This window comes from Gloeomargarita sp. SRBZ-1_bins_9 (assembly GCA_039794565.1).
Classification (GTDB): domain Bacteria; phylum Cyanobacteriota; class Cyanobacteriia; order Gloeomargaritales; family Gloeomargaritaceae; genus Gloeomargarita.
Genome location: JAUQVX010000003.1, coordinates 67967 through 87130, shown reverse-complemented (window position 1 = coordinate 87130; position 19164 = coordinate 67967). Strand labels below are relative to the sequence as shown.

At 60.7% G+C, this 19164-nt stretch carries 14 protein-coding genes; 5 read left to right on the top strand and 9 right to left on the bottom strand.

What is annotated here, in order from left to right; all coding sequences use genetic code 11:
• Positions 1-24: 24 nt before the first annotated feature.
• Positions 25-1773, top strand: a complete 1749-nt coding sequence (locus Q6L55_04650) for a chloride channel protein (GenBank protein MEN9258009.1) — start codon at positions 25-27, stop codon at positions 1771-1773.
• On the opposite strand, the gene Q6L55_04645 is transcribed toward Q6L55_04650, so the two are convergent.
• Complete coding sequence (locus tag Q6L55_04645) at positions 1770-2189, bottom strand: nucleoside 2-deoxyribosyltransferase (protein ID MEN9258008.1); 420 nt, start codon at positions 2187-2189, stop codon at positions 1770-1772. The genes Q6L55_04650 and Q6L55_04645 overlap by 4 nt on opposite strands.
• Positions 2190-2266: 77 nt before the next feature.
• On the opposite strand from Q6L55_04645, the gene Q6L55_04640 reads away from it, so the two are divergent.
• Entirely contained in the window at positions 2267-2686 is a 420-nt protein-coding gene (locus Q6L55_04640; GenBank protein MEN9258007.1) for an MAPEG family protein, read from the top strand.
• On the opposite strand, the gene Q6L55_04635 is transcribed toward Q6L55_04640, so the two are convergent.
• The 5 genes from Q6L55_04635 to Q6L55_04615 are packed head-to-tail and all read right to left on the bottom strand — an operon-like array spanning position 2680 to position 8546.
• Positions 2680-4161: a cryptochrome/photolyase family protein gene (locus Q6L55_04635; GenBank protein ID MEN9258006.1), complete on the bottom strand. Its 1482-nt coding sequence runs from the start codon at positions 4159-4161 to the stop codon at positions 2680-2682. The genes Q6L55_04640 and Q6L55_04635 overlap by 7 nt on opposite strands.
• Positions 4161-5177: a ribosome small subunit-dependent GTPase A gene (gene rsgA / locus Q6L55_04630; protein MEN9258005.1), complete on the bottom strand. Its 1017-nt coding sequence runs from the start codon at positions 5175-5177 to the stop codon at positions 4161-4163. The genes Q6L55_04635 and rsgA overlap by 1 nt, the downstream gene beginning before the upstream one ends.
• Positions 5177-5395 carry a sulfurtransferase TusA family protein gene (locus Q6L55_04625; GenBank protein ID MEN9258004.1) on the bottom strand — a complete coding sequence of 73 codons (219 nt, stop codon included), beginning with the start codon at positions 5393-5395 and terminating at the stop codon, positions 5177-5179. Before Q6L55_04625 ends, rsgA begins: the two co-directional genes overlap by 1 nt.
• Positions 5392-6513, bottom strand: coding sequence for a molecular chaperone DnaJ (gene dnaJ / locus Q6L55_04620; GenBank protein ID MEN9258003.1), 1122 nt, complete (start codon positions 6511-6513; stop codon positions 5392-5394). Before dnaJ ends, Q6L55_04625 begins: the two co-directional genes overlap by 4 nt.
• A gap of 59 nt (positions 6514-6572) precedes the next feature.
• Positions 6573-8546 carry a PBP1A family penicillin-binding protein gene (locus Q6L55_04615; protein MEN9258002.1) on the bottom strand — a complete coding sequence of 658 codons (1974 nt, stop codon included), beginning with the start codon at positions 8544-8546 and terminating at the stop codon, positions 6573-6575.
• Between the two features lie 59 nt (positions 8547-8605).
• Here Q6L55_04615 and tyrS point away from each other — a divergent pair, with 59 nt between their 5' ends.
• The 3 genes from tyrS (at position 8606) to Q6L55_04600 (ending at position 14274) form a co-directional block, all read left to right on the top strand.
• On the top strand, positions 8606-9790 hold the full coding sequence (gene tyrS / locus Q6L55_04610) for a tyrosine--tRNA ligase (protein MEN9258001.1): 1185 nt from the start codon (positions 8606-8608) through the stop codon (positions 9788-9790).
• A 44-nt stretch (positions 9791-9834) separates the two neighbouring features.
• On the top strand, positions 9835-13383 hold the full coding sequence (gene metH / locus Q6L55_04605; protein ID MEN9258000.1) for a methionine synthase: 3549 nt from the start codon (positions 9835-9837) through the stop codon (positions 13381-13383).
• 168 nt (positions 13384-13551) lie between these two features.
• Positions 13552-14274 (top strand): DUF4079 domain-containing protein, encoded by a 723-nt coding sequence (locus tag Q6L55_04600; GenBank protein ID MEN9257999.1) that lies wholly within the window; start codon positions 13552-13554, stop codon positions 14272-14274.
• On the opposite strand, the gene Q6L55_04595 is transcribed toward Q6L55_04600, so the two are convergent.
• Genes Q6L55_04595 through Q6L55_04585 form a run of 3 tightly spaced genes read right to left on the bottom strand, consistent with a single transcriptional unit; the run spans position 14271 to position 19142 of the window.
• On the bottom strand, positions 14271-14888 hold the full coding sequence (locus Q6L55_04595) for an exopolysaccharide biosynthesis protein (protein MEN9257998.1): 618 nt from the start codon (positions 14886-14888) through the stop codon (positions 14271-14273). The genes Q6L55_04600 and Q6L55_04595 overlap by 4 nt on opposite strands.
• A 52-nt stretch (positions 14889-14940) precedes the next feature.
• Positions 14941-16518, bottom strand: a complete 1578-nt coding sequence (locus tag Q6L55_04590) for a glycosyltransferase family 39 protein (GenBank protein MEN9257997.1) — start codon at positions 16516-16518, stop codon at positions 14941-14943.
• Entirely contained in the window at positions 16515-19142 is a 2628-nt protein-coding gene (locus Q6L55_04585; protein MEN9257996.1) for an ATP-binding protein, read from the bottom strand. The genes Q6L55_04590 and Q6L55_04585 overlap by 4 nt, the downstream gene beginning before the upstream one ends.
• Positions 19143-19164: the final 22 nt, after the last annotated feature.

Here is a 19164-nt window from a genome sequence, read left to right as displayed (position 1 = left end):
ACTAGAGATAGGGTGCACACGGGCATGACGGCAACATCAGAACGGGCGCAACGGGGGTGGGAGGGGCTGCCGCTTTCTCCTGAGGTTGTGCTGCTGACCTTGGCGGCCCTCGTCGGCGGGGGGACGGGGCTGTGTGTGGTGGCCTTCCGGCTGGCGATTGGGGTGGTGCACCAGGGGGCCTTTGAAACCTTGATGGGTTGGCTGGGCCGGTGGGGGGCCTGGAGTTTGGCGCTGGTGCCGGTGCTGGGGGGATTGCTGGTGGGGGGGCTGGCCTGGTGGGGACGGGATTGGCCGGTCGGCAGTATCCGGGCGCAACTGTGGCGGTTGGGGTTGGCGGCTTTGTCGCTAGGGATGGGGGCGTCCCTGGGGCCAGAGGCGCCGAGTGTGGATTTGGGGGTCTATTGGGGGCGCAATTTGGGGCAACGGCTGCGGGTTTCCCAGGAACGGTATTGGGTTTTGCAGGCGGCGGGGGCGGCGGCGGGGCTGGCGGCAGGGTTTAATGCACCAATTGCTGGGGCCTTTTTCGCCTTTGAGGTGGTCCTGGGTACGACCTTTACCGGGTCAGCGGTGCCGTTGGTGCTGTTGGCGGCGGTGGTGGGGGGGTTGGTGGCCCAGGCAGGGTTGGGAGCGCAACCGGCCTTTAGCCTCCCTCCCTATGAGGTGCGCACGGTCCTGGAATTGCCTCTGTATCTGGGGTTGGGCGTCCTGGCCAGTGGCTTGGCCATTGTCTATACGGCGCTGTTGGGGGAATTGCGGCCCGGTCGGCTGCGAGGCCTGCCGATGTGGTTGCAACCGGCGTTGGGGGGGGCTGTCATCGGCGGAGTGGCCTTGGTGTTCCCCCAAACCCTGGGAATTGGCTACGAGGTGATTGAGGCTATGCTCCAGGATGTGCCCTTTCCCCTGGGGTTGCTGTTGACGCTGATCCCGGTCAAGTTGGCCCTGACGGTGGTCAGTTACGCCACGGGTTGGGTGGGGGGCTTGTTTGCACCGGCGTTGTTTTTGGGGGCGGTTCTGGGGTCGGCCTATGGTCAAGTCTTGGGCCAGGTCCTGACGCCCACGGTCACTATTGCCGACCCGCCGGCCTATGCGATGGTGGGCATGGCGGCTCTATTGGCCTGTAGTACCCGCGCCCCCTTGACGGCCATCCTGCTGTTGTTTGAGCTGACCCGCAACTATCTCATCATCATCCCGGCGATGGGGGCGGTGGGGCTGAGTATGTGGTTGCTGGACCAGGTGTATCCCCACGGTGCGCCGATTGGGTTGCACTCCCTCGACCGGGAGGAGCAGTGTTTTTTGGCGGACCTGCGGGTGGCGGATGCCATGGTGCCCCCGCCGTTGTTGGTGACGCCGGAGCGCAGTCTGGGTAAGGTGGCGCAAATGCTCATGGAAAACCAACAACACACGGCCCTAGTCGTCAACAGCCAGCGGGAGTTGATAGGGTTGTTGACGCCCCAGGACATTCAGCGGGCGATTCGCACCCACGGTCCCCTGTGGTATTCGGTGCCGGTGGGGGAATGGTGTACCCGGGAATTGCAAACGATTTATCCGGACCAGAGCTTGGAGCAGGCGCGGCAACGGATGCTTATGCGGGGTTTGTGTCAATTGCCGGTGGTCAGTCGCGGCAAAACCCAACAGGTGATCGGTCTGCTGGAAAAGAACCGGATTGAAACCATCCAGAAATTGGCCCTGACCCAGCGGGTGTTGGCCCAAAGTTTGGATTTGCTCAACGGCCATGCGCCAGCTGGGTCACCCGGTACGTTGAAGTCCGGCTAGTTTGGGGCCAAAAGCTGGGCAATCGCTCGGGCAATGGCCGGAAAGACCTCGTCGTCGGTTTTTTCGACAACAACTGCAGCACTGTAGTAAAGCATGGCGTTAAAGCCACCTGTATCCCCCGAACCCCGAAAGTCGGTGCGTACGGCCACCACGGGAATGCCCTTGGCCACAGCGTAGCCACATTCCCAACAAGTACCGCTGTCGGCATCGGCGCCATCCAGAATGGCCACCACTACATCGGCACGGGTCAAACCCGCTAAACAGGTCTGATAAATGGCCGCCCCGCTTTGGCCCTGACACGCCACCTGGGGGCAAAAGACGGTCAATCCCTGGGCCTTTAAATACTCGGCCAGGCTGAGATTAAAACGCTGTTCCGCCAGGGTAAATAAGGGAGCTGCCAAGTAAATTTGCACCATCGGGGTATCCAGTCACCAGTTCCATCATAGGCGCAACTAAGTTACAATCAAGGCCGAGCGGTTGTTGTCCTGGACCGATGAACCTCCCCATTGCGCCGTCCCTGTTTTTGGCTTGGGCGATAGCCATTGCTGCTGGTCTGGTTTACGTGCCCTCTTATGTGGTGGTGGCTTATGCCCGCGCCAAAAGTGGGTTTGACCCCCGCAACCCCCGCGCCATTTTTGAGAAGTTGCCCCCTTATGCCCAGCGGGCCGTTTGGGCGCACCAAAACGCCTTTGAAAGCCTGACGCTGTTTGCACCGGCGGCCCTTTTGGTGTTGGTGGCCGATGGGACGTCTCCCTACACCAACGCCGTGGCCTTGACCTACCTGGTGGCGCGGTTGGTCCACAGCATCGCTTACATGGTGGGGATTGCCCCTCTGCGGGGTCTGGCGTGGGTCACTAGCATTGCCTGTATCGCCAGCCTTTACGGCACCGGTATTACCGAACTGGCTCACTGAAGGGTTGCCAAAAACGCTTCTGCCCGTTGCCAGTGGGCTTGTCGCTGTTGGGGGGTCATCTTTTGCAGCATCGCTGTCATCGCCGCCAGACGCGGGTTCCGCTGAAAAACCTGCCGATGTTTGTCAATAAACCGCCAATATAGGCTATCCCAAATCCCACACCAATCCCCCGCCGGATAGTCACTCATTTTGCGGATGTAGTTCGACCCACTGAGATAGGGTTTGGTGGTCATCCAGCCCCCATCGCTGTACTGACTCATGCCGTAGACATTGGGCACCATCACCCAGTCGTAACTATCAATCAATAGCTCCATAAACCACTGGTAGACGGCGTGGGGATGAATCTCGCACAGCAGCATGAAATTCCCCAGGACCATCAGGCGCTCGATGTGATGGCAATAGGCCGTTTGCAGCACCCGGCGAATCACGTGGTCCACCGGTAAAACTCCGGTTGTGGCGCTGTAGAAGCAAGAGGGCATGGGGCGGTTATGCTGCCAGAAATTCTGGTTGCGCTGGGGTGTGCCGATTCGCCGGTACATCACCGCCATAAATTCCCGCCAACCGATGATTTGCCGAATAAATCCCTCCAGGCTATTAAGGGGTACCAAATGGTCCTGGGCATAGGCCAAGGTGGCTTGCAAAACCTGCGCCGGCGTCAACAACCCAATGTTCAGCATAGGCGTCAGTACGCTGTGAAAAAGAATGGGGTGGGCAACGCTCATGGCATCTTCATAGTCGCCAAAATGGGCCAGCCGTTGGTGCAGAAAATCGGCCAGCCATGTTTCCGCATCGGCATGGGTCACCGGGTAACCAAACCCCTCAACGGAACCCCAGTGGTCGCCAAAGTTGGCCCGCACATAGGCTTGGGCTTCCGAGATGTAGGGGTTAGCAGCAGGCCAATGGACGGGGGGGATCGCCAGGTCTCTGGGCAGTTTTTTGCGGTTGGCCGGGTCAAAACTCCACTTGCCACCGATGGGTTTGTTGTCCTTGACGAGCACCCCTAGCCGTTGGCGCTGGGCGATGTAGAAGGGAGTTAGGAAATAGGGGGGGCTAGGGGGCAAAATCTGGTCATACCAATCCCACGGCGTCAAAAACTTGGGGCTATCCAGTGTCACCAGTTTGATGTGGTAATGGCGGCACCATTTGTGCAGGCGTTTGGTCAAAACCTCGTCCACCAATTCACAGACGTAAATCACCTCCACCTGCCGCTGCTGTAGAGGCGTAAACAGATAGCCCATGCGGGGGTCGCATTGGTAGGGAATGTAGACAACGCGGTAGCCCTGTTGTTCCAGGTACTGGCGGTAGGCCTGTAGGCTCGCCCGATGGAGCACCAGCTTTTTTTGGTGAAAGCGCGCCGGGTAAAAGTAATCCCGGAAAAACAATTGCTCTTCTACCAGAAACACCCAGCGGTCCCGGTGCAGCCCCGGATGGTCACGAAACAACTGGTCGGGGAAAATGACCGTCGCGCCGGCCATTACTCATCTTCCACCGTGAGTAAGTCCTGATGCCAACGCCGGCGGGAAATAGCCCGGTACTTGTGGGGAGCAAGTTTAGGTTCGGCGCGATAACCACCCTGTTCAGCCGGCTTGTATTTCACCCCCACATCCGAGCGACCCTGGGCTTGTTTTTGGGCTGCCAGCACCTCCAGTTCCTGCCGCCACTGCAAGTAGTGTTCGTAGCGCTCCCAGTCTTTGGCCAGCGCACAGCCCGGTTCGTCCCGATGGCTACAGTCACTGAACTCGCAGGTCACCCCTTGCCGCCGAATTTCCGGGAAGCACAAAGGCAGGCGCGCCGGTTCCATCTCCAACGTGGGCTGCTGAAACCCCGGCGTATCCGCCAGCATCCCCCCCTGGGGCAAGGGCAACAACTGCACATTGCGGGTGGTGTGCCGTCCCCGGCCCGTTTTGGCCGCCACCGCTCCCGTTGCCAACCGCGCCCCCGGCACCAGCCGATTGATCAAGCTGGATTTGCCCACCCCCGATGGCCCCGTCAGCACCGTTAAGTGGTTGACCAAGTGGGGGGTCAGTTGTTCCAGGCCCTGACCGGTGGCCGTGCTGATCAACAGGGGTTGATAGCCCCAACTGGCGAGCTTTTCTTGCCAAACCGCCACCTGCACTGGGGAACACCGATCCACCTTGTTCAGCACCAGCAAAAACGGCAACCCCGTCCCCTCCGCCTTCACCAAAAACCGACTGAGCACCTGGGGTTCCAAAGGGGGTTCCGCCAGGGCCAGCACCAGCAGCAGTTGGTCCACATTGGCCAAAGGCGGTTGGTCCAGGACCGTGCGCCGGGGCAGGATTTCCCCAATGGCCCCCCGTTGGCCCGCCACATCCACCTCCTCAACAACCACCCGGTCCCCCACCAGCACCCACTGGCCCGTTTTTTTCAGGCGCGCCCTGGCGGTACACAACAATTCCCCATACTCCCGGGTCATCACCCGGTAAAAGTTGGCCTGCGCCGCCCACACCTGGCCAATGATTGGTTGATCCATCAGGCCTTCACCGTCAGGACAAAGTAATCGTCTTGCGGATGAATGTCGATCACCTCGTAGCCGCTTTGCCGTAGGCTATCGGGCACCTGCTGAATCGGCTCACCGGCATCCAGCCACACCTCCAGCAGCGTTCCCGGCGGCAATTGCTCCAGCTTCAGGCGCGTGCGCACAAAGTTCAAAGGGCAGGGCGTCCCCCGTAAATCCAAAGGAGCACTCATCCGAAAATCCCGCCAAACAGGTCCCCCAAACCATGCCTGCTGGTTTTTTCATGGCGAATCCGCGCCAGTTTCTCCAGCAACTCCCGCTCCTCGTGGCTGATGTGGGTAGGAATCTCCACCTTGACCGTGACAAAGTGGTCCCCCCGGCTGACGGCATTACCTAAGCGCGGCACCCCCAAGTTCTCCAGGCGAAATTCCGTCCCCGGCTGGGTCCCCGGGGGAATTTTCAGGGGATGACGGCCCCCATCCACCGTCGGCACCTCAATCTGGCACCCCAAAATCGCCTGCAAATAACTGATCTTTACCTCCGAGTAGACGTTGATGCCGTCGCGCCGGAACTGCGGGTCCGGTTTGACCGTGAGATACACATACAGGTCGCCCGGGGGTCCTCCGTTGGGGCCAGCGTCCCCTTCCCCGGAAACTCGCAGGCGCGTGCCCGTATCCACCCCCGGTGGAATGGTGATCTTGAGCTTTTTGGTGACCTGGTGCACCCCCTTGCCGCCGCAGGCCGTACAGAGTTCATCGATCACCTGACCGACACCGCCGCAGGTGGGACAGGTGGTGATTTGGGTAAAGCTGCCAAAGGGGGTTCGGGCCGCCCGGCGGATTTGTCCCGTACCGCCACAGGTGGGACAGGTTTTAGGTTGGGTGCCCGGTTTGGCCCCTGACCCATGACAGACGCTACAGGTTTCCAGGTGGGTGATGCGGATTTGTTTTTCCGCGCCGGTGATCGCTTCCCGAAACTCCAGTTCCAAATCCAGGCGCAGGTCATCCCCCCGCACCGCTCCACTCCGCCGTCGGGTGCCCGCCGTCGCCCCCCCAAATCCGCCAAAAAACTGCTCGAAAATGTCGGCGAACCCGCCAATATCGCCAAAGTCCGGGTAACTGCCGCCGGGTACCCCCGTAAAGGCCGCCTCCCCATACCGGTCGTAGCGGGCGCGGGCTTCTGGGTCCGACAGCACCTCATAGGCCCGGTTGATCTCCTTAAACCGCTCCTCCGCCCCCGGTTCCTTATTCACGTCCGGGTGGTACTTACGCGCCAACCGCCGGTACGAACGTTTGATCTCCTCGAGATCGGCGTCGCGCGAGACCCCAAGAATTTCGTAGTAATCTGCCATAGCACTCACGAACCTTCTTTCAGCTTAACAGGTTCATCCAGGGCTGACAGGTAGGGATGTTACGACCGGTTGGGGCGAGGGCGGACAAAGTTCCCTGGAGGGGCAAATCTTTCCACCGGTACCCCCTTGAGGGCCGCCAGCATAAATTGCCGCCAGATGGGTGCGACCAGGGTGCCTCCGGTGGCCCCGCCCCCCAAAGGCCGGTAGTCGTCGTTGCCGATCCACACCGCCGCCGCCAACTGGGGTACATAGCCCACAAACCAAATGTCCCGCTCCGAACTGGTGGTGCCCGTTTTCCCCGCTGCTGGTCGGCCAATCCGGGCGGCTGTACCCGTCCCGCTTTCGATCACCGTCTGCAAGATGCTGTTGACCGCCGCTGCTGCCCAGGGGTCCAACACCAACTTGGGTTGGGGAATATTTTTCCAGTCAATCTGGCCGCTTTGGTCCTGGACCTGGACGATGATGGAAGCCGGCGCGTACCACCCATTGCTGGCAAAGGTGGCGTAGGCATTGGCCATTTCCAAGGGCGTCAAGTCCACCGCCCCCAGGGGCAAGGACGTCACCGGCAACATGGGGCTGGTGATACCCAAGGCCCGACAGACCTGCACCACCCGCTCCATACCCACTTCCTTGCCCAAGCGCACCGCCGGTACATTACGGGAGGCCGCCATGGCTTGGCGCAGCGTTATAGTCCCCCAAAAGGAGCCGTCGTAATTGCGGGGGGAGTACCAGCCGGCCCCATCCCGGTAGCTCACGGGACTGTCACTGATGAAGGATTCAGGGGTATAGCGCCCCGAGGCAAAGGCCGCATAGTACACGAAGGGTTTGAAGGCTGACCCCGGTTGCCGTAGCGCTTGGTAGGCCCGGTTGAACTGACTTTTGTGGTAGTCCACTCCGCCCACGATGGCTTTGATGTAGTGGGTGCGGGGGTCCACAGCCACCAGGGCCATTTGTAACTGGGACGACCCCCAACCCTGGGCCCGCAACCGGGCGTGGTTTTCCCGCACGATGCGCTCGGCGGTCAACTGCAGTTCCTGGTCCACGCTGGTCTGCACCCGCAAGCCCCCCCGTTGCACCAGTTCTTGGCCAAATCGGTCGTAGAGGGTTTGCAAGGCCATGTCGGTGACGTAGGGCAATTTGCTCGGGCGAAAGGAGGTGACCTGATTGAGATAAATGGGTTCCAGGCGAGCAGCACGGGCCTCCTCCGGCGTCACCCACCCCAGTTCCTCCAGTCGCTCCAGCACCAGTAATTGCCGTTGCTTGGCCGGGCAGGCGTTCCCCAGGGGTCGGTCGCGGCACAGGGGCTGATTGGCAGGGGCAAAGGGACTGTAAAACTCCGGCGCTTGGATGAGTCCGGCCATGAGCGCCCCCTCCGCTAGGGTTAACTCCCGCGCGGATTTACCAAAGTAACTTTGGGCAGCGGTTTCAGCGCCGTAATTGTTGTGTCCCCAGTACACCTGGTTCAGGTACAACTCCAGCAACTCGTCCTTGGTGAACACCTGCTCCATGCGGATGGCCAGGACGGCTTCGGCTACCTTGCGGCTGAGCACCTGCTCAGGGGACAGTAATAGGTTTTTGGCCAACTGCATGGTCAGGGTTGACCCCCCTTCAACAATCTGCCCCGAACGCCAGTTCGCCACCACCGCCCGGACAATGCTGCTGAGATTCACCCCCGGATGGCTGTAGAAGTAACTGTCCTCGATGGCCAGTACCGCCAGTTTCAAGGGATGGGCAATGTGACTCAGGGGTACCACTTCCCGGTTGGCTTCCCCGTGTACCGCCGCCAGTTCCCTCCCCTGGACGTCGTAAATGTAGCTGGTCTGGGGGGGGACATAGGTTTTCAACAGGCGTACATCCGGTAGGTTGCGAAAACTGTAGGCCAACCCCACCAACAAACCAGCGGCACCGGCTGTCCCCACCAGAGCTATACCCATCAGGGTGATCCCTACCCCCTGCACCACCCCACGCCCCACCTGGAAAAGCACCGCCAGGGGTGCGCGCCGACGACTGGGACTTAAGGTTTTGCTAGACACCGGCGGTCAATTCCATCGGGTAAGATGATTTTCACGGTTGACCAGAGGACGGACTATTTGTGAGCATAGCAGACACGACCGCCCTGCTGACGCGGGGGGTAGTGGAAGTGTTTCCCCACCAGCCGGACAGCGACGACCCCCGTCAGTGTTTGACCCGCCTGCTGCAGACTACCGACCGACCGTTGCGGGTGAAGTTAGGGGTGGATCCCACCGGCAGCCTATTGCACCTGGGGCATAGCATCCCTTTGCGCAAACTGCGGGCGTTTCAGGAGGCGGGGCATGTGGCGGTGTTGATCATCGGCGACTTTACGGCCCAAATTGGCGACCCGACCGGTCGGAGTGAGGCCCGTCCCCCCTTGACCCCGGAACAGGTGCAGGCCAACGCCCAGACCTATCTCCACCAGATTCGCCCGCTGTTGGATTTCCAGACACCGGGGCGGTTGGAAATTCACTACAACTCCACCTGGCTATCTCGGTTGGACCTGAAGGAAATCATCGGGTTACTCAGCACCATGACGGTGGGGCAAATGCTGGCCAAGGAAGGCTTTGCCGAGCGCTACAGTCAAAACCACCCCATTTTCCTGCACGAGTTTCTCTATCCCCTGCTACAGGGCTATGACTCGGTGGCGGTGCGGGCGGATATCGAAATTGGGGGCACGGACCAAAAATTCAACATCGCTGTGGGACGGGATTTACAGCGCCATTTCGGTCAACCCCCTCAATTCGGCCTGCTGGTGCCCATCCTCCTCGGGACCGACGGGGTGCAGAAAATGTCCAAATCCCTGGACAATTACATTGCTTTGCAGGACCACCCCAGCGTCATGTACCAGAAGCTGCAAAAAATTCCCGACCACCTGTTGCCCCAGTATTTTGAGCTGCTGACGGATTTGCCCTTGGACCAGTTGCCGACCAACCCTCGCGAGCAGCAGAAATTGCTGGCCTATAGGGTGACGGCGTTTTACTACGGGGAAGAAGTGGCCCAACAGGCAGCCCTGGCGGAAGCGGGCAACATCCCCGAATTTTCCCTGCAGGGGGTGAAGTTTCCGGTGAAGTTGTTTTACTTGGTGGCAGCCAGTGGCCTGTGTCGCAGCAGCAGCGAAGCCCGCCGACAGATGCAAAGCGGGGCGGTGCGCCTAGATGAGGAGCGCATCACGGACGTGGACTGGCAGTGCGATGACCCGGCGCAGTTGGTGGGACGGGTGCTGAAATTGGGCAAGAGCAAATTTGTGCGTCTGGTGCCCTGACCCTACAATAGAATTTGCTTTTGCTTTGCTCGGAAAACGAGGAAATGGCGGCGGCATTTTGGGAGCGGTTGCGGGACCCCCAGCGGCCGGTGCTGGTGTTTGACGGGGCCATGGGTACCAATTTGCAGGCCCAGAACCTGACGGCAGCGGACTTCGGGGGGGCGCTGTACGAAGGCTGCAACGAATACCTGGTCATCAGCAAACCGGAGGCCGTAGCCCAGGTGCACCGGGATTTTTTACAGGCCGGCGCCGATGTGATCGAAACCAATACCTTTGGGGCCAATCCAGTGGTGTTGAGCGAGTACGGCCTGGCGGATCAGACCTACACCATCAATCGCCAGGCGGCCCAGTTGGCCAAGCAATTGGCCCAGGAGTTCAGCACTCCGGAAAAACCCCGGTTTGTGGCGGGTTCCCTGGGGCCGGGGACAAAATTGCCGACGCTGGGGCATATAGATTTCGACACCCTGGCGGCTGGTTACCGGGAGCAGGTGCGGGGGTTACTCGACGGTGGGGTGGATTTGTTGCTGCTGGAAACCTGCCAGGATGTATTGCAGATCAAAGCGGGACTCTACGCCATCGAAGCGGAGTTCCGGGCGCGGGGGGAACGGGTGCCCCTGATGGTGTCGGTGACGATGGAGCAGCAGGGGACGATGCTGGTGGGGTCGGACATCAGTGCCGTTGTGGCCATTCTGGCCCCCTACCCCATTGACATTCTCGGGTTGAACTGCGCCACCGGACCGGATTTGATGGAGTCCCATATCCGTTATCTGGCGGAGCATTCGCCGTTTGTGATTTCCTGTATTCCCAATGCCGGTCTGCCAGAGAATGTCAACGGCCAGGCGGTCTATCGCTTGGAACCCCCGGATTTTGCCGGCGCCCTGAAGCACTTTGTGGAGGATTTGGGGGTGCAGATTATCGGGGGATGCTGCGGCACAAGACCGGCCCACATTCGCCGCCTGGTGGAATTGTCCCAGCATCTGCGACCCAAACCCCGTCAGGTGCGCTACCGCCCGGCCGCCGCCTCCATCTACAGCGCCCAACCCTATACCCAAGAAAATTCGTTTTTGATCGTGGGGGAGCGACTCAACGCCAGCGGTTCCAAAAAGTGCCGGGAATTATTGCTGGCGGAGGACTGGGACGGATTGGTGGCGATGGCCCGGGAACAGGTGCGGGAAGGCGCCCATGTGTTGGATGTGAACGTGGATTATGTGGGGCGCGATGGGGAACGGGATATGCGCGAGTTGGTCTCCCGTTTGGTCACCCAGGTGCCCCTGCCCTTGATGCTGGATTCCACCGAATGGACCAAGATGGAGGCAGGGCTGAAGGTGGCGGGGGGCAAATGTATTTTGAATTCCACCAATTACGAGGACGGGGAATCCCGTTTTTTGCGGGTTTTAGAGCTGGCCAAAACCTACGGGGCGGGGGTGGTCATCGGCACGATTGATGAGGAGGGCATGGCCCGCACCGCCGAGAAAAAATTGGCCATTGCCCAGCGGGCCTACGCTCAAGCCACGGCGTTGGGGATTCCCCCCCAGGAGCTGTTTTTTGACCCCCTGGTGTTGCCCATTTCCACCGGCATTGAAGAGGACCGGCGCAATGGCCTGGAAACCTTGAAAGCCATTCAACTTATCCGCACCCATTTGCCAGACTGCCACATTATTTTGGGGGTGTCGAATTTGTCCTTTGGGTTAAAACCGGCGGCGCGGGTGGCGCTGAATTCTGTGTTTTTGCACCTGGCCCGGGAGGCAGGGATGGATGCAGCCATCGTCAGCGCCAGTAAAATTCTCCCCTTGCACAGGATTCCCGAGGAGGTCCAGACCCTGTGTCGGCAACTGATCTACGACGAGCGCCGGTTTGAGGGGGACCTCTGCGTCTATGACCCCCTGGCGGAATTGACCCGCTATTTCAGCGCAGTGACGGTGGAAAAAAGCACCGCGCCCCCTGAGTCCTTAACCCTGGAAGAACGGCTGCGACGCCATATTATTGATGGGGAACGGCTGGGTTTGGAGGAGACCCTCAAAGCGGCTCTGGAGCGCTATTCCCCCTTGGCAATCATCAATGACCACCTGCTGGATGGCATGAAGACAGTGGGGGATTTATTCGCCAGCGGCCAGATGCAATTGCCCTTTGTGTTGCAGTCGGCGGAAACGATGAAGGCGGCGGTGGCCTTTCTGGAACCCTACATGGAAAAACAACAGGCTGACACCTGCAAAGGGGTGGTGGTCATTGCCACGGTCAAGGGGGACGTTCACGACATCGGCAAAAATCTGGTGGACATCATCCTGAGCAACAACGGCTACCGGGTGATCAATTTGGGCATCAAGCAGGAGGTGAGCAACATCATTGCCGCCTACGAACAATACCGACCGGATTGTATTGCCATGAGCGGCCTGCTGGTAAAATCCACGGCTTTTATGCGGGAGAATCTGGAGGTTTTCAACCAGAAGGGCATTACGGTGCCGGTGATTTTAGGGGGCGCAGCCTTGACCCGCAAATTTGTGGAGCAGGATTGCCAGCAGGTCTATCAGGGCCGGGTGATTTACGGTAAGGATGCGTTTACGGATTTGCATTTCCTAGACCGGTTGATGGCGGCCAAGGCGGCGGGCAAGTGGGATGACCGGCGGGGGTTTCTGGATGACGAGGAACGTATGGGTGAAACACCCGTAACGACGCTGCCAGAAAGCACGCCGACGGTGCCTTTGCCAGGGGTGGAGGAGGTGGTGCCGCCCCAGGTGGCCTTGGATATTCCCCGCCCACAACCACCGTTTTGGGGGACCTGTGTGCTCACCAGCGCCGAGATTCCCCTGGCGGAGGTATGGGATTATTTGGACCAGCAGGCCCTGATTGCCGGACAATGGCAGTTCCGCAAACCCAAGGAGCAGACTAAAGAGGAATACCAAGTTTTCCTGGCGGAAAAAGTCCAGCCGATTTTGGCCACCTGGCGGGCGCGGATCGAGCAGGAGTGTTGTTTGGAACCCCAGGCGGTCTATGGCTATTTCCCCTGCCAATCCCAGGGCAATACGTTGTACCTTTATGACCCGGCCTATGCCCAGGGGTTTGCCGGCCAGCCAGTGCCCTATCGCCCGGATTTAACGCCGATTGCCTGTTTTCGTTTTCCCCGCCAGCGCACGGGTAAACGTTTGTGTATTGCTGACTTTTTCCTGCCGCTGGGGTCGCCCTATTTGGATGTGGTTGGGTTGCAGGCGGTTACGATGGGGCAGATCGCCACTGAATACGCCCAACAACTCTACGCCCAAAACCACTACAGCGATTATTTGTATTTCCATGGGATCGCGGTGCAGATGGCGGAGGCGCTGGCGGAATGGACCCACGCCCGGATCCGCCGGGAGCTGGGGTATCAAGGGCAAGAGCCGGATAACCTGCACGACGTTCTGGCCCAGCGGTATCAGGGGTCACGCTATAGCTTTGGCTATCCGGCCTGCCCCAATTTGGCTGATCAATACACCTTGCTGGCGTTGCTGGGCGCCCACCGGATTCATCTGCACATGGACGAGGCGGAACAGTTGCACCCGGAACAGTCCACCACCGCCCTGGTTTGCTATCACCCGGAGGCCAAGTATTTCACACCTTAGCCCTGGGGTTGATCGGGAAAGCGGCAATCGATCAAGCCGTTAAACAGCCAGTTACCCCCTGCGGCTGCGTCAGGACATGGCACGCCCCCGGATACCTGGCTATAATGCAGGTGAACTCCAGCCGCCTATCCCCCGCGGGTTAGGTGGTGTTGGCGACGGCGATTCCCTATGCAGTTCTTAAAGTTTTGGGACTGGTTGCGCCTGGTGCATCCGACGCTGGCGGTGGTGCTGGTGTTTCCCCTGGTGGGCATGGTCACCCATTTGGCCTGGCAAACCTGGCAACGGCGATGGCAGATAGGGCAGGGGGGCGAAAGTAAAATTCCACCGGTAGTGGGGCCAGAACATGCGCGACTGGGGCGTTGGTTGGCGGGGGCGGTCGTGGGCGTCACGCTGGTGGGGATTCTGATTCCCATTGGCCGCCATATCGCCAAAAACAACATCTGGAGCAAAAACCCCACGCAGGTTATTCTCATTGGCCTGTTTTTCCTGGCGACGGTGGCGGCTTTGGTGGCCCTTTACCATGCCCAAAAACGGGTCTGGCGGGCGGTATGGGCCACCTTGACGGGCATGGGCTTGGTGGTTTTGGGGGCGCAAGACGGGGTTTGGCGTCGGGGTTTTGAATGGTGGGTATCCCACTACTACTACGGGCTGACGGCGGCCTTGTTGATGATTTTTTCGCTAGCCATTTGGCCGGAGATTTACCAGGACCGCACCCATACCTGGCGCAGAATTCATGTTCTGTTAAATAGTCTGGCGTTGTTGCTGTTTATCGGTCAGGGGTTAACAGGAACGCGGGATTTACTGGAAATTCCCTTGAGCTGGCAGGAACCGGCCATCTATTCCTGTGATTTCCAGAACTTGACCTGTCCCCAGGCGCCACCCCCACCCTAACGCCCCAGCCAGGCTTTTACCCACTCCAGCAAATTGCTGCCGCCAAACCACAGGGCGTACAGGATGGAAGCGGTGAGGCTACCGCCGACTAGGGAAATCAACGAACCCAGCAGACAAAACACCCCGTCGCCTTCGATCAGACCCAGCCCGATGCAAAAAATGCCCAGCGCCGGAATTGTGTTGGTGCCGGGTAAGGGAATGATCATGGAAACGGCCATCAGGGCCACCAACCACCCCAACACCCAGTGCCCCTGTTGGGTGACGACCTCCCAGCGGGGACAGGTCAAACGCTCCAGCCGCTGCAACCAGGGAATACCGGCTTTGACCCAGCGGCTCCAGGTCTCCCAAGTCACTTGGCGGCGCAAGAACCACGGGGGTAGCCAGGGAATGGACCGACCAGCTAACCACTGCACCGCCAGCAGCAAAATCATCACCCCAAAGGGCGTGGAATAGCCTGGGGCCGGCAAGGGTAAGGCCGACGGAAACGACAGCAGGGCAAACACCATGCCCCAGGAACTGTCCCCCCCATAGCTCAACACATCGCGCACTGTGACCACCGGCGGGGGATCGGGCTGCTCCACCCAGTCCTGCAATTTCTTGGATAAACGCGGCATGGGATAAGCGGTCTGGCCCCGGACCCATTCTACAGCAGGGGCAGGACAGGCTTTACAACTGGGGTAGGGGGCAGCCGAGGGGCGTCGGTTGCGCCATCACTTGTGCCGGTCCCACCAGCGTATAGTGCTCTGCCTGGCCGTACACCCGATGCCCCGGGAACCGCTCCGGCTGGAATTCCCGGGTTTTGAGCAGCAAAAAGGGCCGGGGAGAACGCTCTTGCCAGAATTTCACCAAGGTATCGAGAGCGTGGGCTTCGATGCGCCGACCGGTGTAAAAGTCTAGGGTGCGCCGGCTGTGGTGACGTTGCAGGTACACGGCATAGTTGGGGGGCACAAATTCCCGCACCAACTGGGCCACCGGTTTCACGGCAAATTCCGAGTTGTTTAGCTCCCAATTCCAATGGGGGGTGGCGAAAAACGCGACCATGGCCACATAAAACCCGCCGGTTAACAGCACCAGAAACTGCCGTTTTTGCCGCCATAGATAAAAGGTGGTTGCCGCCAGGGTCAGCGCCAGAATCATCAAAACCCCCAGCAAATCCCCTTGCCCAGCCATCAACCCGTAGTACATCCCGGCGCCCAAGGCCCCCAGCGCCAAAGCCCCGAAGACATAGGCCCACCAGCGCCGGGGTGTAATTTTGCGCTGCCAAAGGGACGCGACATAGGCCCCCACCGTCAGGGCGAAAAAGGGGTACACCGGCATCACATACCAAGTGATCTTGGTGGTCATCAGGGAAATGATGCCCAGGAATATCCCTGTGCCCACCAGACTCAACCTGGCCCAGGCGCGGTGGCGTTGTTGCCAGGCCAGCACCAACCCCAGGGGCCAAAAGAAAAACCAGGGCCAACTATGGAAGAAGAGATATTGCAGATAGTACCAGGGGGGACCCGGTTCACCGCCGACCACCTCCCAGGTGCGCGCTAGACTTTGTTGCACCAAGTGCCCCTGGATAAACACCGGCCCGTAATGGAGTAGCTGGGCCACAAACCAACTCAACCCCGGCAGCAGCCCTCCCCCTAACCCCAACCAAAACGCCGGTTTGGTGAGCAGTGGGGGTGCATCCCAGGCCAAAAACACCAGGGCAATCAACCCCAGGGGCACAACAATCAGTCCCTTGGTCAGGGCCAAAAACCCCAAAGCCAACCCCATCCCCCAACTCCAGCGCACCTGCCACCGGGTGAGTACCGTTGCCAGCAACAGCCCGACCAACCCCGTGACCACCGTGCCATCCAGCATGGCCAGGCGTCCGTGGCGCACCACCGGCAGCAGCGTCAAAAACACCAGGGCCGACCAGCGGGCCGCGATTTCTTCCGCAAAGAGCTGCCCCCCCAACACATACAAACCCGGCACGGCCAGAGCACTCACTACAGCCGCCGGAAACCGGGTCGTTCCATCCGTGATGCCCCCCAGGTGATAGGCCATGGCCGTCAGCCAGTGCACCAGCGGCGGCTTATTCAGATACGGCTCCCCCAGGCGGGTGGGAAACAGCCAGTTGCCCGTACAAAACATCTCCCGCGCCACCAGGGCCACTTGTCCCTCGTCCACATCCCGCAGCGGGACCCCACCCAGCCCCAGGAGCCAGACCAACAGGGCCAGCACCGTCAGTCCCACCAACCATCGCCGGTTCATAGGGCCAAAGGCAGCCATAAACGACTGGAAAAGCGCCCGTCCGGCAGTTGCTCGTAGCGCAGTTCCCCCCCCATCTGGCGCACCTGGTGACGGCATAAACCTAACTCCCGCACGACTCCATCCACCAGCACAGCCTGGTTATCCAGGTAGTCGGGGCGCAACTGCTCCAGCAACCCCTGGGCAACCGGACCGTAATCGGTAATGGCCACCTCCAATTGACCATCCGCTACAAGTTGCAGCCACACATCCACCCGTCCCTGGCGGGGCGAGCGGTGACAGGCCCAGCGCAACAATGCCGCCAGGATAAACTCCAGCCGTTCCCCATCCCCCCACACCTGCGCCTTTTCCAGTCCCTGGGGATGCACCCGAAACCACAGTTGCTTTTGGTTGAGGAAGTCCTGTACTCGCGCCACCGCCCGCCGCAACAGCCCCACCACCCCCACCATTTGGCGCTGCAGGGTCAAATCCGGCTGGAGCCAGCGCTGGACCTGCTGTTCCTTTTCCAGCCACCGGTCAGGCAGCAACGCCTTGATGTCCGCCGCCCATTCCGGCCACTGTTGTTGTTGCCACCAGCCCTGACAGGCCAACGCCAGATAACCCTGCCGCCACGACTGCGCCTCCGCCTGTAGGGACTGCCACTGCGCCATCGCCTTGGCCAGAACTGACAAAAGCTGGACCACCGCCGCTGGCCAGGGAGTCGTTTCTCCGTCCAGCAGCATCAACACCCTCTGCCGACCCACCGGAACCGCCAGCAATCGCGCGATGCCCGTACCGGTTAACCAGCGCCGGGTGACCGGTTCCACCTCCACGCCCTGTTGCCCCCAAGGCTCCGGCTGGCTCAGCACCCGTTGCAGTAAGGGGTCCTCCACCCAGGGGATAGGCGCGTCGGTCGCCACCGCAAAAGGTTCCAGGTGGGGGTGGGCGGCCACGACCTGGGCGGTTGGGGTTCCGGGTATCTCTTGCACCCACACCACCTGGGGCACCTGCAGCGTCTGGGCCAAATGCCGCACCAGGGCCGGGGGGTCGTCCCAAAGGCCAATGCTTCCCACCAGGGCCTGATACAGGCGGGTTTGGTGTTCCTGGGCCTGCTGGAGCCACCATTGCCGCGCCACCACCCCCAACTGCCGAGCCATCGCCTGGGCCAGTTGCCCATCGCGAGCACTCCAGGGGTAGGGTTGGGAGTGGGCCAACACCAACAGCATGTCCGGCGGTTGTCCCGGTGTAGTGTTAGTCACCAGCACGGCCTGCACCCCCTGCTCCTGTAACGTCTGCTGCCAAGTCAGGAGTTTCAGGTCCGTTTGCCAGTTAGTCACCCATAAAACCGGTTGGTCCCGCCCCAGGACTTCTGCGTCCAACTCGTGCAAGGCCGGTAGCGGTCCCACCAGTGGGCGTTTTTTGCCGCCCTGATACAGCAGGTCGTAGTGACCCCTATCGGGATGCCGGTGCACCAGGAGCCAGCGGTCCCCCGGTAGCTGCTGGTCGAGCAAGTACCCCGCTTTTTGCAGCGCCTGTTGCCAGTCCGCCCAACCGGTCATCGCCCGCGCCACGCCGATATGCAGTTGCAGCTCCGTTTCCAGCCGCGCCACCGCCTGGGATAGATCGGCCAGGGACAACAGCAGGGTCAGCAACCGGGCTACCCCCTGCACCGCCGTTGTGGCCAAGGCATCCCACGCCCAGGGCTGACGACGCAAACAGGCACAAAACCCCAGCAGCTGCTTGCCTTCCCCGCCGTAGACCGGTGCCGCCAGGAGCGCCTGGGCCTGGTGCTGTTGCCAAAACGCCGCGCCAATCGGCATCCGGGTCTGGGCCGCATCGCTAATTACCACCCTGTCAGCCAGCAGCAACTCCTGGTACAACCCTTGGAGAACCCCCAGCGGCACGGTTTCTCCTGGGCGTACAGGGGGTGCACCCGCCTGCCAGCAAAATTGCCCCGCCGCCTCATCATACCGATAAAAAACCGTCTGATCGGCGCCCACCACCTGCCGGAGCTGCTCCAGGACCCATGCCAGCCGTTCCTCGTCGCCCTGGCGTCGCCAGCATTGCTCTATCAAATGCATGAGCCATTCCCCCGCCTGCTGCACCCGTTGCCGCTGCTGCTGGGCCTGCAAACGCTGCCACTGGTGGACCAGCTCCCCCAGCAATAGACGCACCCGCAGTTTACCGTCCGGTTTCAGGGCCGCCCCCCAGGCCGACGTCCCCAAAAAAGCGATGCCCGTGCCCCCCGGCCAGGGATACAGGGTCACCCCCAGGGGTCGCCAGCGCCCCAATCGCTGCCCCCATTCTCCCCGGCGTCCTTCCTTGTTCCAGTCCGGCACATCCAGGGGCTGCCCCTGCGCTAAAACCCGCTGCCACACATCCCCCGGCGTCACCGCCAGCCGTTGCCGCAGCAGCGTCCCTTCCTCCTTGGGGTTAGGCACCACCCCGTCCCGTCCCACTAGCGTTTGCCGCTCCGGGTCATAACTGGCCAGCCACACCCACACCGGTCCTGGGCAGGTCGCCTGTACCTCCTGGGCGAGATACTGGGCCGCCTGCCGCCAGAGTTGCTCCGGTGTCGTTGCCTGCTGCAACTGCTCGACTGTCTGCACCAGCGCCTGTAATTGTCTGTCTCCGTCGGGTGATGACACCCTGTACCCCCAACCATCTCCC